Genomic DNA, 13,904 nt, shown 5'->3' with positions numbered 1-13,904 from the left:
TTTTTTAAATTGTTTATTCGTTTTAATACGCTACATTTAAATCGTGGTTTAGATGAAATCGAATTCTCCGACCACTTATATCCCTTTGTATTATTGACTCTTTTCTGCTTCAATAATCCTGTTCTCCCCCTTAATAATTTGTTTTAATCATACTTGCTGTAGATGATTAGGGCCTTGTATACTGATTATTTCGGTACCCAAAGCCAAGGAATTACCTGTGAAATAACTTATCAGAATAGGATAATAAAGACTACGTTTCCATCGAAATCAAGTGTGTTGGTGAAACCCGAAAAACCAATCAAGAGTAGGGATGAAAAAAAACTCAATTTTTATGAAAAAGTTAATCTTTAGTATAGCGATGTTAGCTACAATTATATCGCCGATTAATTCTCGAGCACAAACTACCATTGATAGGGGTGAACTACCTGATGTTTCAATTATTTGTAAGCTGTCCTATTATACAGTTGAAATAGATTTAAAAATTATTACATTTACCTATCAAGTGTCTGTTATTGAGTGCAATAACGGTTTTCGTCAAGCGGTAGATAATTTTTGGCCAAACTAAAATGAATATTTCTATAAGTCATTTAATAGCTGGTTACATTAAAGGTGAACCAGCTATTAAAATCCCTCATCTAGAATTAACTCATGAAGACAAAGTTGTATTCATTAAAGGGAGTAATGGTTCAGGTAAAACTTCATTTTTAAAAGTATTTTATAATGGTATTCGTACGATCGAGGGCCAAGTGCTGATTGATCAAAATGAGCTAAACGAAAAAACGAGAACAAATTGGCTAAGTAAGATAGGCGTTTGTCTTCATAACGGCCTTTCTTACAACCATCTAAGCGTTGAAGAAAACAAACGCCTTATCAGTTATTTATATCCATTAGCCCCCCATGATTATCGTAGTTCATTATTTAATTCCTTGAATTTAGCTGAGATTTCTACTAAAAAAGCGAATGAACTATCGGTCGGTCAAAGAAAGCGACTTGACCTATTTTTGGCTATGCAACATAAGCCCCAACTTGTTCTTTTAGATGAACCCACATCGAATTTAGATTCTGAGAATGCCGCATTAATTCATTCTATTATTCGAGATTATTCTCAGTATAAAAACATGCAATTTATCATTGCTTCGAATAACGAGAAGGAAATTGCCCTTTTCGACACAAAAGTCGTCCAAATTACGAACGGGGAAATACTAGTAAACTAGAAAATATTACCTAAACAGGAATAAATTTGACGGTCCTAACTTATATCAAATTCGAACTAATAAAGTCCTCGTTCAAAAGAAACGCAATCATTGCCATGCTCCTAGTCCTATTGATTCAGCTGGCTGCCTTTTTACATTTTAAATCAAACTCTGTGCTACTTTTTGAATATGTAGACAAACCGAACTGCAGCTATACGACTTACTGTTTTTATAAATTAAGTGTCATACATAAAAATGTTGTCTTGCTTTTAATAGCTGTCTTTTATTTTGATCTGTTTTTATCTCAAAACGTTAATAGTAAAAACCTGAAACTTTTACCAATAAACAAGAGGAATGAGCTTATTGGAAACCTACTAGTTAACACGCTGCTATTATCATTATTCACGTTAGTCCTTAGCATATTGTTAAACAAAGAATTCGACTCTTATATTCCGATTCACTATTGGGAGAATAGCCCTATTACTAAAACAAACTATTTCTACCAAATGACAATAGAAGCACTAGTAGTGCTACCTCTTGTCGTTTTTGTTGCGAATTATTGTTACAAACTGAACAAGACCATTATCCTATTAATTGGATCAATTCTATTACTTCTTTTGAATTCCACAAACCATGCAATTGGCAGTGAAAATGTTCAATTTTTAAAAACTGTTACCTACAAATAGATGCAAAATCTTTTAAAATATAATCTCTATCTCTATTTCAAAAGCAAAAAGCTTCTGTTAGCAACGGGTGGTATTCTATTTTCCTTCATTTTACTGCTCCTTAATTTTAATATCACTTCAGAAGGAAGCCTTATTAATCAATTGTATTTACAAGAAGTTTCTTTCAGCTTTAAAGTTTTAAATTTTTGTTTATTAATTATCTACCCTTTTGTATTTATATCCTATTTACAAGTAGATCTGGAAAATGATTTCCGAAACAGAATTGAAATAATTCCTCCTAGCAAACTTTCTCAAATACACTCAAAAACTATACTATTCTTGCTGATTGAAAGTACTTTTTCAATCATGTATATTTTCTTCATGGAGTTGAAATTACCTAATTCGCCCATAGATTCAAGATCGTTTATTATTCAAAATCTGATTACCTACCTCCTTTTTTCTATTCCCTATATTTATATAATAACTTCCTTTTTTTACTACTTTAAAAACACAACCTACTTATACCTAATACACTTTTTCTTTTCCATTTTAAGCTATTTTGATTCTTTCTTCTGGCTTCCTACTAGTTGGGGCAAATTGATTTTATCATACAATATTTATACCAAGCAAAACATCATCCTTTCATTTTATGAAAACCACCCTATCAAATACTTTTATTTATATTTTATATTTTCTACCCTGTTGGTTCTGTTTTTAAATAGAAAATTCCAAAATGAAAACAAGTAAAATACTTCAGTCAACTATTCAATTAGGACTTATTTTGGGTCTGATTGGAATCATCCTAATTTTAGCAGACACTTTCAGTGATAGTACAGGTATCATCACTATTCTGAGAATTTGTTTTTTAATTGCTTTTATCGCTATCCCAATCTATTTATTAAAAAAGATCTTAGACTCTTATTCAAGCTATTACAAAAATCGCTTTATCTATTACTTACATATTTTTCTAACTGCTCACTCACTGATATTTGCCTTCAATCTAGCTTTTTACAATTACTTCTTCCCGGAGTATAAAGTAATTTACGCTGAGAAAAAAACTCAAAACTCGAGGGATAGAATAGAAGAAGTAGAAGCAAAGAATAGCTTAACAATTGAGAATAAGGTATCCTCTTTACAGAAAAGACAGGAGGAAATAACAAAAAAATTTGAAAGCGCAAAAATGACTAAAGATTACGCAAAAACGGTAGCAATCAATCTTTTCCTAGCCTTAGCATTGAGCGCCTTCTATAAAAATTCATCAAAAGAAGAGTAAGTAACATCTAGTGATGACTTTTTTACCGTGAATAAAAAAAGTGAAGACCTAAGCCCTCACTTTTTTAAATTCTGATTATTGCAATGGACTAATTCTGGAAATTCAAATTCATTAACGCATACAGCGCTCCTTCTTTCACTTTGTCATTCACAAATACCAAATAGATATCGTGAACACCTGAAGTGTTCAGAGGGAAATTGTATGCTTTAGTTGCGTTTACTTCAACAGAACCCAACAATGGACCTGTTACGCTACCTGTTCTGAGCTCTAATTGACCTCCTACCGTTTGACCCGCCATATAAGTAGCCATAACAGAGAGGTTCTTGATACCCGTTAAGTCGATCGCATCGTAACGAGCATATCCGCCCGAAGCAGTTGCTACTAAGATTTCACCAATTCCATCTACTTTAAACTTCATCGTTTTAGCTGTTGCATCTGCGCTTACTGCAGGGAACTTCGCATCGCGTAAAGTCACGACTTTAGAACCTGTTACCGGCGCAATTTTACCCGCTCCTTTGTCAGTATACATCGCACGGAAGATAAACGTTCCTGGCTTTCCTTTGTCTTGTGGGACATATTGGCCAGCCACTGGCTTAGATGCTTTTTTCTTGTCTGCTAAACCTAAGATGTATTTCACCATCTCACGTGCATCCGCAACGGAAACTTGTGGGTGAGCTGCCATCGCATTCTCTCCCCAAACTCCACCACCACCAGAGATGATCTTCTTCGATAACTCATCAATGTTTTGTGAGCTCGCACGGTATTTCTTACTTACGTCTGTATAAGAAGGTCCTACTGACTTCTTATCGATCGCGTGACACGTCTTGCAATCCGATAAATCGATCAAACGCTTACCTGCAGAGAAGGAGGTATTCGCTTGGTGACCTTGTGCAATCACGGTCTTGTCAAATCCTTCTAAATAATCGATTTGCATAATAACATCATCTTCTGCAATTTTCTTATTTGCTAAGCTTCCATCCTCTTTATCCTGAACCGAAACCTTATACGTTACCGGCTTGTCATTCCAATAGAATGATTTGTTACCTTCAATCGCTACGTCTACCGCTGGTACTTCATTACCCGCTGTGATTTTAATCACCTCAGAATTTGAATTGCCCGCTGCATCTTTCACCGTCAATCTCACATTGTAAACACCTGCTTTCGCGAAAACGTGTAGTGGATTCGCCGCTGTACTCGTACCTCCATCGCCAAAATTCCAAGCATATTTAATGGCATCACCATCAAAATCTACCGTTCCTGCTGAAGAGAACTTCGCTTTCAAAGGTAAAGCACCTACCGCTTTATCTACAGCCACCTTCACTTTAGGCGTTCTGTTTCCTGCGTTGTATTCAATCTTGTAAAGAGCTGCCTCTTCGCTAGCCGCAAACCAGTTAGGTCCATACTCTAAACCGTACATCGTACCGTTTTTGTCAAACTCTAAATCCATCGGATGAGAGAAAGTCGTGTTAGGCAAGAAGCGCTCCATTTGAACGAAATCACCTTTCGCATTCATCGAAACCGTATAGATCATATCACGCGACCAATCGTATGCGAAGAATTTACCGTCATAATAAGCCGGGAATTTCGTCTTCGATGTAGCTGGGAAATCATCACGGTAATAGATTGGACCAGCCATGGCGTTACGAGAACCTTTTGAAATAACAGGGCCAAATTCAGGTGAATCTACATAGGGGTAGTAGATGAACGCTTTTTGAGCCGCTGGTAAATGCGAGAATCCTGTGTTGTGAGGAGAGTTGTTGATAGGCGCTTTGGGATTATACGTAGCCCAAGTGCTATCCTTCGCAAAATCACGCTGGTTGTAAGGACGGTTATCCGCTACAAATAATGGCCAACCGAAATAGCCCGCCTGACGTGCTTGATTCACTTCATCGTGTCCACGTGGACCATATTTCTTCGAATCTTCACCCGCATCCGGACCTACTTCACCCCAATACAAGAAACCGGTACGCTTATCCACCGAAATACGGTAAGGATTACGGTTACCCATTACATAGATTTCTGGTTTTGCATGGTAAATACCCGACGGGAATAAATTACCCTCTGGAATCGTATAACCTCCTTCTGGAGTGGGTTTAATACGTAAAATCTTTCCTCTTAAATCATTCGTGTTAGAAGAAGTAGCACGTGCATCCCAGCCCGCACGACCTGGACGGTTATCCATGGGTCCAAACCCATTTGAATCAAATGGATTCGTGTCATCCCCTGTAGAAAGGAATAAATTACCCGATTTGTCCCAAGCGATTGAACCGCCTGTATGACAACATCCGTCACGTTTAACAGGCACCTTTAAAAGTACTTTTTCAGAACTCATAATCAAGGTGTCTTTTACGTCATCATACGTAAAACGAGACAAGTGTTGTGCCGTATCCGCTTTGCCTGTTTGAGGAGAATAGAACAAATACAACCAGTGATTCTTGTTGTAATCAGGGTCGATATTCACACCCATTAAACCATATTCGAATTTAGAGAATACGTCCAAATCAGCTACGACCTTCGTCTTTCCCTTTTTAGGGTCATACATCTTTAATTTACCCTTGCGCTCTCCGAAAAAGATTTTTCCTCCGTCAGTTACGGCTAATTCAGTAGGCTCGTCCAAATTGCGATCTAAAACCACTTTCGTGAAACGATTCTCCTCTGGAGGCAATTCTGAACGTAGTTTCTTCGTATAATCCTGAGCTGGACCTGAGGCTAACCATTGTAAAGCACCCCATAAATGTTGTACCACAATCGGCTCTTCAAATGACTCGTGCGTGTGTCCCCAGTTCGTATAGAACGCACGGCCACCGTCGAATTCGTGGTACCAAGCCATTGGGTGGAAATCCCCCATTTTACCATCTGTATATGATTTCTCATCTAAGGTAATTAACACTTTAACGTCTTTGTTAAAGTTCTTTGTGTCATAAAATTCATCCGTGCGATCAAACGTCTCAGGCATGTGCGCCGTCGAAATGTGTGTGCGATCTACTGCGGTAAATTTTCCTTTTTGTACATTCGGACGACCTGGGTGCGAAGCAAATTGGCCACCGGCTAATTTTGTATACCAAGCCCAATCGTATTCGGTATCTGTTGCTGCGTGAATACCTAAATAGGCTCCACCTGCTTGAATGTAGCGCTCAAATGCAATTTGTTGCACATCGTTTAATACGTTAGAAGTCGTGTTTAAGAACACTACCACGCGGTATTGTTTCAAGTTTTTCTCTGTGAAGTTCGCTGCGTTTTCAGTCGTATCGACAGAAAAGCCTTTCTCTTTGGCCATCTTAAACAAGGCAACTTGACCCGGTTTAATAGACGAGTGGCGGAAACCTTTCGTAGAAGAGAAAACTAAGATTTTCTTGCCTGCTAATGGATTAGCCGCCTGTGCAAATACAGAAAGCGTAGAAACCAATATGGCAAAAATGAGAGTGATTCGGAGGATCCCGAACGAGGAATTTTTCATGTTTAAAATAAATAGGTTTGGGACAAAGTTAGGGCAAAACAGAAATTTTCGGCTACATTTAAGAAAAAATTTATCAAATCAAGCTATGAAAAAATATATCGCAACCTTGGCGCTCGTTTTCGCCTCGTTTTTCGCCTATTCTCAGGTCTCTTGCTGCTTCGTAAAGAAGGATGGAATGCAGCTTTTGGCATCCAATAAAACATTCATCAAATCTCACGCACTACCTAAGCCTTATCACCATGTAAGTAAAGCAGGTGGCGTGATGGTCGAATTTAAGACGCCGGATGATCAGATGGCCAAAGGTTTCTATATCCCAGCAGACAAACCCACGGAATATACACTCCTCGTTTTCCAAGAATGGTGGGGCCTAAACGACCACATCAAAAGAGAAGCCGAACATTTCTACAGCACTTTAGGTAATGTGAACGTCTTAGCGGTGGATATGTATGACGGGAAAGTCGCAACCACTCGGGAAGATGCCGCTAAATATATGGGCGGTGCGAATCCAGCTCGTCTGGAAGCCATCATCAAAGGTGCCATTGCTTTCGCTGGACCGAAAGCGAAGATTGCGACGGTGGGCTGGTGTTTTGGCGGATCTTTATCGTTAAAAGCTTCCATCTTAGCGGGCAAACAAGCCGCTGCTTGCGTAATGTACTACGGTATGCCAGTGAAGGAAGTAGAGCAGTTAAAATTATTACAAACAGACGTCTTAGGTCTTTTTGCGGGTAAGGAACAATTCATTAACCCGACGGTAGTGAAGGAATTTGAGGCCAATATGAAGACGGCTGGCAAAGGCATTCAAACGAAAATCTTCGATGCTCAACACGCCTTTGCGAATCCTTCGAACCCGGCTTTTGATAAAGCGGCTACGGAGGAAGCTTGGGGAATGGCGATCAATTACTTCAAAGCTCGATTAAAATAATGCGCTATATACTTCTTCTTTTGTGTGTTTCCATGTTAGCTAGCTCGTGTGCGAGCCGTCGCTACCAAGCGAAGCCTTACAAGAAAAAATGGTCCTTATTTAAGAAAAATGCCTGCGACTGTCCTAATCTCCGATAAGGGGATTTAGGGCAGAAGCTGCGGGCGATCCGGGTGCTAAACCTTGCAACCAGTGCTGGCGATCTGCCTCTTGGTTCGGATTTTGTGGCTCCATTACCCGAGCCTCCGCATCCATATAGATAATGGTCATCACCTCTCGCATTTTATTCGATTGATTTCCGGGCGCATGGTGCAATGTCCAACCTAAATGAAAGGTGGCATCACCCGCTTTCATAGATTTTTGGGCCACAATTTCATAGCCTTGATTAGCCACGTAATCCCCGATTAAAGCTTCAGATGCATCAGAAATCTCCAGCTTAGGTAGATCAGCACCGGATGATTTCGAGGCAAACGTTAGCATTCCCATCCCCTCTTCGATGTCCACCAGAGGCATCCACATCGTCACCGTTTTAGGCGTATCCAGTGGCCAATAATATTGATCCTGGTGCCAAGGGGTATGACCTCCGCCAGGTTCTTTGAACAAGGCTTGATCGTGGTATAAACGGACCTGTTGAACGCCTAATAATTGGGCAGCCGCCGAGGCGAAACGTTTTGCCAGCGTGAACTCCTTCACTGTTTCAGAACTCTCCCACAGATTCATCATCTGCAAAAAGGCCTTTCCGTACGTATCACGTTCTTCCATCGGCTTTTGCTGCGCCCTAAAATCAGCTGCCCAGTCCAAAATCGCCTGACGATAGGGCTGTAATTCAGCGCCAGAGATTAATCCAGGAATGTAGGCGTGGCCATTCGCAGTGAAATAGGCTCTTTGCTCAGGCGAGACAGAAAAAGGTTGGTTTAGCATCTTTTTTCTGGCAAAGATTTCAGAAAATATTTTAGCGGGCTACCTTTATTTTGGCCAAAAAAGATGCAATTTTACCTTTTTACGAATCCCCACACTCCGAAAGGCTAAAATTAAATGAAAGCACAGCGCGAACACCTCACCTCTGGATTTCAAATCAAACATGTGAAACAGGCCCGTTTTGACGCACCCTACCATTTCCACCCTGAATTAGAATTAACACTCATTATCGCAGGCGAAGGCAAGCGTTTCATTGGAAACCAGATTACGGATTTTAGACCGGGCGATCTCGTTTTACTAGGCGAAAACCTACCCCATTGCTGGCAGAACCACCAGAAAGATTGGCTTTTAGCAGATCCAGATCCGGAAGGGGCGCAGGCTTTGGTTATCCACTTTAGGAAAGATTTTCTGGGAGAGGAATTTCTCAGCCATGAAGCCTGTGCCGGCTTGAAAAATTTGTTCGAAAAAGCGAAAACGGGATTCTCCATCGTGGGACCTACGCAAGATAAAATTGCGCGAAATATGCTGGCTCTGGCAGAGATGGCGCCGTTTCCGCGACTTTTGGCTTTCTTACAAATCCTACATACCATCGGAATTTCCACCGCGGATGTGCAGGCCATCGATACAACAGAAGGAAATTATGCCATCGCGGAAGGGGATCTTGAGCGGATCAATCGAGTTTATGCCTATGTCATCGCAAATTATACCCAAGAAGTGCATTTAGACGAAGTGGCCCATTTAGCGAACATGACGGAAACGGCTTTTTGCCGTTATTTCAAGAAAGTGACGAACAAAACCTTTGTTGAATTAGTGACGGAATTTCGGGTGAAACACGCTTGCACCCTATTGCGCACGACGAATAAACCCATGATTGAGGTGTGCTTTGAGAGCGGTTTTGGCAACATTTCCCATTTTAATAAGCAGTTCAAAGCCTGGATGAATACGCCTCCACTGCAATACCGTAAAATGGTGAACGAATGGCATTAAGCCTCCTTTTTCGCAGGAAATAAAACACTCAACAGAATACTGATCGTCAAGATTCCGATGATCACCCCTAAGGAAGATAGCGTCCCAAAACCCCATTCTTCCAGCTTCGAATGCGCTAACATTTTGCCTCCCACGAAGCTCAATAAAACGCCCAAACCCATAGGCAAGAAACGGAACAAGCCCATCAAACTAGAGAGAAAAAAGAAAAGGGAACGAAGTCCCATCACGGCGAAAACGTTAGAAAAGAAGACGATATAGGGATCTTTCGAGATCGAGAAAATCGCTGGAATAGAATCCACTGCGAATAAAATATCGGTAAAGGCAATGACAACCACGATCACAAAAATGGGAGTCATAAATAATTTCCCTGTCTTCATGCGCACAAAGAATCGCCCAATCACATTACGCTTATACACATTAAAATACTTCGATAAGATCTTTACAACCGGATGTTCACCCGGTTCGATGTGCTCTTCCTCTCCAGAAGAGAAAAGAATTTTCACCCCTGTATACACTAAAAACGCCCCAAAAACGTAAATAATCCAATCAAATTTCTGTAATAAGGCCGCGCCCAAGAAGATAAAAATCAAGCGCAAAATAATGGCTCCCAAAATACCCCACACCAGGATTTTCTTGTAATACCGCTTTTGAACCCCAAAGGAATTAAAGATCAAAATGAACACGAATACATTGTCAGCAGATAAAGAGTATTCGACTAAATACCCCGTAATAAATTCCAACGACAAGTTATCCTGAAAAATCGTTAAAGCCTCCGCGTACGAACCCGTCCCTAAATGAATGTGACTAGCGTAAGCCTGCTGCACGGCTTTCAAACTAGCCATATCGGTAATCCCGTGAACCATCGCCCCGTTATACCCTAAGAAAAAGTAAAAGATAATCGCTAATAAAACCCACATGCCGGTCCAAAAACCCGCCTCCTTAAAAGTCACTTCCTCCGCCGTATCCTTTTTGAATACGCCTAAGTCAATCAACATCACGGCCATCACACCCACTGAAAAAAGAAGAAAAAATAGCGTTTCGCTCATAAATATTTAATTTTACACTTTGGCCAAACAAAGGTCGCAAAAATAGCTTAGAAAAAATATGTACGAAGGTAAAAAGGTCATTGTCGTTATGCCCGCTTACAAGGCAGCGCTAACCCTGGAAAAAACATACCATGAAATCCCGCACGATTGGGTGGACGAGGTCATTTTAGTCGATGACCACAGCCCTGATAATACGGTAGAAGTGGCGAAAGCGGTAGGCATTAAGCACGTGATTCGACACGATAAAAACTTGGGTTATGGAGGAAATCAAAAGACTTGTTACACGAAGGCTCTCGAGTTAGGTGGTGACATCGTTATCATGCTGCACCCGGATTACCAATACACTCCCATGCTATTAAAAGCGATGATTTCGATCATTGGAAATGGCTTATATCCGGTGGTTTTCGCATCGCGCATCCTAGGAAAAGGGGCCTTAAAGGGCGGCATGCCGATGTACAAATACATCGCGAATCGCTTGCTGACCTTGTTTCAGAACATCATGATCGACCAAAAGCTTTCCGAATACCACACGGGATACCGCGCATTTTCGAAAGAAGCTTTGGAGGCTGTAAAATTCACGAAATGCGACGATGATTTCATCTTCGATAACCAAATGGTCTTGCAACTTTTCTGGAAAGGTTTCGAGGTGGGTGAAGTGACTTGCCCTACGAAGTATTTTGACGAAGCCTCTTCGATTAATTTCAAACGGAGTTCCATCTATGGATTGGGCGTACTTTGGTACTCTGTCCGATACCGCCTCGCGAAATGGGGATGGAAATGGGATTTAATGAACTAAATAAAAAAGCCTCAGATTTTACGGTCTGAGGCTTTTTTGTGCTTATTAGAATCGAATACTAGCTCCCAGCAAGAAATTAAATCCGGCTTGCGGATAGTAGAAATTCTCGGTCGTCGTTGCTCCCGCATAACGATACGAGTAGGTGTATCCATTCGAAGAGTATAGCTCGTTCAATACATTGTTCAATAACAACGTAAAGGCTGGGCCTTTCTTCATCGTGTATTTCAAGCGAATGTCTTGAGTCGCGTAGGCCTTGATTGAACGCGCCTCATCTGAGGTATTGTCCAAATACTGTTTTCCCACATACTTGCTCAACAAACTCGCTTCGAAAGCGCCTACCATGTAGGTCAGCGTATTTCCTGCGATAAAAGAGGGCGAATACGCGATATCTGTATTTTCGTGATGTATTATAGGCAAATCATAGGTATCATAATCGACTATTTCCTCTTTGAACTGGCGAATACGGTTTTGGCTTAGCGTCACATTTCCATTCCAAAGCAAACGCTTCGTGATTTGATAATTCAAGGAAGCCTCAACCCCTAAACGATAACTTTCATCCACGTTCTTGCGGATGGCATCCCCGGTGGAATTGACGGCACCCGTTAAAACAAGCTGATCTTGGTAATTCATGAAATAACCATTCAATTGGAATCCATATTTAGTACCAGAACGCTGGTAGCCTAGTTCATAATCTTGCAAATATTCTGCACGAGGCGCGGCTCCTGGATTGTCCACAAAATCCTGACGACTCGGCTCTTTACTTCCAGCAGAAACAGAGGCATACACTTTAGCTTGTTCTGAAATTTGATGTGTTAGGCCAAATTTGGGATTAAAAAAGTCATAGGTATTGTCCGCATCTAGGGCCAAAAACTTATCAGCCGTTCCCTTCATCCGGTAACCCACCGTGCGGTATTGCAAATCTAAGTAGGCATTCCAGTGATCTGATAAAACCACATTCGTCTTTGCATACAGGTTTATATCCGTTTTTTGCGAGCGACTTCTGTACCACTCTACTCCTGGCAATGGATCAACTAACACTCCAAAATGACGCCCAACATAGCGATTCCATGCTCCACCAAACGTGAATTTGAATTTCTGAGAACCTGTATAATGTAAGGCAAACGTCGAACCGTAAAAGTCATTGTCTAGCCATTTGCGGCGGATGACATCTGCTGCTACAATAGAAGTCACTCCATAATTCACCATTGCCGCATCGGGCTTAAACTCCTCATAATACCCTCTTCCATAGGTATAATGTCCATTAAGGTCTAAGTTCCAAACCTCCGACAAACGGTGATTTGTGATTAATTGGTAGTGGTCCTGTGCATAATTATCCGTCTGATTGTCATAGGTATAATAATTATAGGTACGGCCACTATTCACTAAATTATCAGCCTCCGCAGCAGTTAGATAATTTCGATCAATGTAGGCCTGCATCTCAGAAACTGACCCGTTAATCCTGCTTTCAGGAGTCCCGTACCAAGATTGGTAGGTCTTCTCTTTCCCGGTGAAGTAGTTCAATCGAATGAAACTTTTAGCACCAAAATAGCCCGCAGAAAAATAAGCCGACAATAAATTAGAGGAAGACCTGTCGATAAAACCATCCGAAACAATTCGAGACAAACGGCCATCGATGGTGAATTTTCCTCCTAATAGACCAGAACCGGCTTTGAGCGTGGTTTTTAGTGTTCCAAAAGATCCGCCAGACGCATTCACTTCGCCATAAGCCTTAGGCTCAAACGTATTTGTCTGCATATTCACCGAACCCCCAAAGGCCCCAGCCCCATTAGTAGAAGTTCCCACGCCGCGCTGGATTTGGACTGAATTCACCGAACTAGCAAAATCCGGCATATTCACCCAGAAGGTCCCTTGAGATTCCGAATCGTTGATTGGAATTCCATTCACCGTCACGTTCACCCTTGTCGCATCGGAACCACGAATACGGATTCCCGTGTAACCCACACTAGCTCCTGCATCTGACGTGGTAACAACCGACGGCGTGAAATTGAGTAATTGAGGCATGTCTTGCCCTAGATTACTTTTGCCTAATTCTGAAGCCGAGACATTCGAATAGGCCATCGCTGAATTTTCATCCGCCCGAGTCGCTCGAACCACGACTTCATCTTGTAAGAAATTGGATTTTTTCAGCGCGATTTGGCTGGCTTTATCGGCAGCGATTTCTAGTGGATCATAGCCCACAAAACGCACGACTAAAACGGCCTGAGAAGAGACGGTTAGATAGAAATGCCCTTTCGCATCCGTCACATTTCCTTTCTGACTTCCTTTCACTGAAACGGAAGCACCCCATAAAGGAGCTTTGGTATCCTGATCAAAAACGGTTCCCTGTACTTTTTGTGCAAATACACTTTGCACACACAAAATAAGCGTAATAATAAGCGTTGTTGCCTTTTTCATTTTTTTGAATTTTAGCAACAGGTAAAGGAGCCAAATCCTGTTATGATTTAACTTTTTAACCCTTACATTGACGATTTTTTCTGAGTTTTCAGCGCTAAAAACTCGACAAAATCCCTTCGACGGCACTACCCGCATCAGGTTCAATGGGTATAATCTCAGCCTTTTTTAGGGGCACCCCTTTTTGTAGATGCACAAAGATACAAAATTTCCTACCTTTGCAAGCCCTACGTAAAAT

10 protein-coding genes and 1 riboswitch are annotated in these 13,904 nt (G+C 41.1%); of the genes, 6 read left to right on the top strand and 4 right to left on the bottom strand.

Translation table 11 applies throughout. The annotated features are described in order from the left end of the window. The first annotated feature begins 331 nt into the window (after positions 1-331). From G9X63_RS01355 to G9X63_RS01345, 3 genes are all read left to right on the top strand, one after another. On the top strand, positions 332-565 hold the full coding sequence (locus G9X63_RS01355) for a hypothetical protein (protein ID WP_130894812.1): 234 nt from the start codon (positions 332-334) through the stop codon (positions 563-565). Between the two features lies 1 nt (position 566). Further along, positions 567-1,214: an ATP-binding cassette domain-containing protein gene (locus G9X63_RS01350; RefSeq protein WP_130894811.1), complete on the top strand. Its 648-nt coding sequence runs from the start codon at positions 567-569 to the stop codon at positions 1,212-1,214. Between the two features lie 1,377 nt (positions 1,215-2,591). Further along, on the top strand, positions 2,592-3,131 hold the full coding sequence (locus G9X63_RS01345) for a DUF4199 family protein (protein ID WP_252623464.1): 540 nt from the start codon (positions 2,592-2,594) through the stop codon (positions 3,129-3,131). An 88-nt stretch (positions 3,132-3,219) separates the two neighbouring features. Here G9X63_RS01345 and G9X63_RS01340 read toward each other — a convergent pair whose 3' ends face one another. After that, positions 3,220-6,588 (bottom strand): ThuA domain-containing protein, encoded by a 3,369-nt coding sequence (locus tag G9X63_RS01340; protein ID WP_252623461.1) that lies wholly within the window; start codon positions 6,586-6,588, stop codon positions 3,220-3,222. Positions 6,589-6,673: 85 nt separating this feature from the next. Between G9X63_RS01340 and G9X63_RS01335 the strand changes: the two genes are divergently transcribed. Continuing rightward, a complete protein-coding gene (locus G9X63_RS01335) occupies positions 6,674-7,510 on the top strand; it encodes a dienelactone hydrolase family protein (protein ID WP_130894808.1) in 837 nt (278 codons plus the stop codon). 123 nt (positions 7,511-7,633) lie between these two features. Here the strand turns inward: G9X63_RS01335 and G9X63_RS01330 are convergent, their stop codons facing one another. Next, positions 7,634-8,428, bottom strand: coding sequence for a phytanoyl-CoA dioxygenase family protein (locus G9X63_RS01330; RefSeq protein WP_252623458.1), 795 nt, complete (start codon positions 8,426-8,428; stop codon positions 7,634-7,636). 114 nt (positions 8,429-8,542) lie between these two features. Here G9X63_RS01330 and G9X63_RS01325 point away from each other — a divergent pair, with 114 nt between their 5' ends. Continuing rightward, positions 8,543-9,412, top strand: a complete 870-nt coding sequence (locus tag G9X63_RS01325; RefSeq protein WP_130922727.1) for an AraC family transcriptional regulator — start codon at positions 8,543-8,545, stop codon at positions 9,410-9,412. Here G9X63_RS01325 and G9X63_RS01320 read toward each other — a convergent pair. After that, positions 9,409-10,464 (bottom strand): TerC/Alx family metal homeostasis membrane protein, encoded by a 1,056-nt coding sequence (locus tag G9X63_RS01320; RefSeq protein WP_130894805.1) that lies wholly within the window; start codon positions 10,462-10,464, stop codon positions 9,409-9,411. The two genes, G9X63_RS01325 and G9X63_RS01320, sit on opposite strands and share 4 nt — an antisense overlap. A gap of 52 nt (positions 10,465-10,516) precedes the next feature. On the opposite strand from G9X63_RS01320, the gene G9X63_RS01315 reads away from it, so the two are divergent. Further along, positions 10,517-11,254 (top strand): glycosyltransferase family 2 protein, encoded by a 738-nt coding sequence (locus G9X63_RS01315; RefSeq protein WP_130894804.1) that lies wholly within the window; start codon positions 10,517-10,519, stop codon positions 11,252-11,254. A 45-nt stretch (positions 11,255-11,299) separates the two neighbouring features. Here G9X63_RS01315 and G9X63_RS01310 read toward each other — a convergent pair whose 3' ends face one another. Continuing rightward, positions 11,300-13,669 (bottom strand): TonB-dependent receptor, encoded by a 2,370-nt coding sequence (locus G9X63_RS01310; protein ID WP_252623455.1) that lies wholly within the window; start codon positions 13,667-13,669, stop codon positions 11,300-11,302. 94 nt (positions 13,670-13,763) lie between these two features. Beyond that, positions 13,764-13,858: riboswitch (TPP riboswitch) on the bottom strand. Positions 13,859-13,904 lie beyond the last annotated feature (46 nt).

Origin of the sequence: Aquirufa antheringensis, assembly GCF_023921165.1 — a bacterium.
Classification (GTDB): Bacteria; Bacteroidota; Bacteroidia; order Cytophagales; family Spirosomataceae; genus Aquirufa; species Aquirufa antheringensis.
Note: the sequence above shows the minus strand (reverse complement) of the source record. Positions and strands in the feature narration are given on the sequence as shown.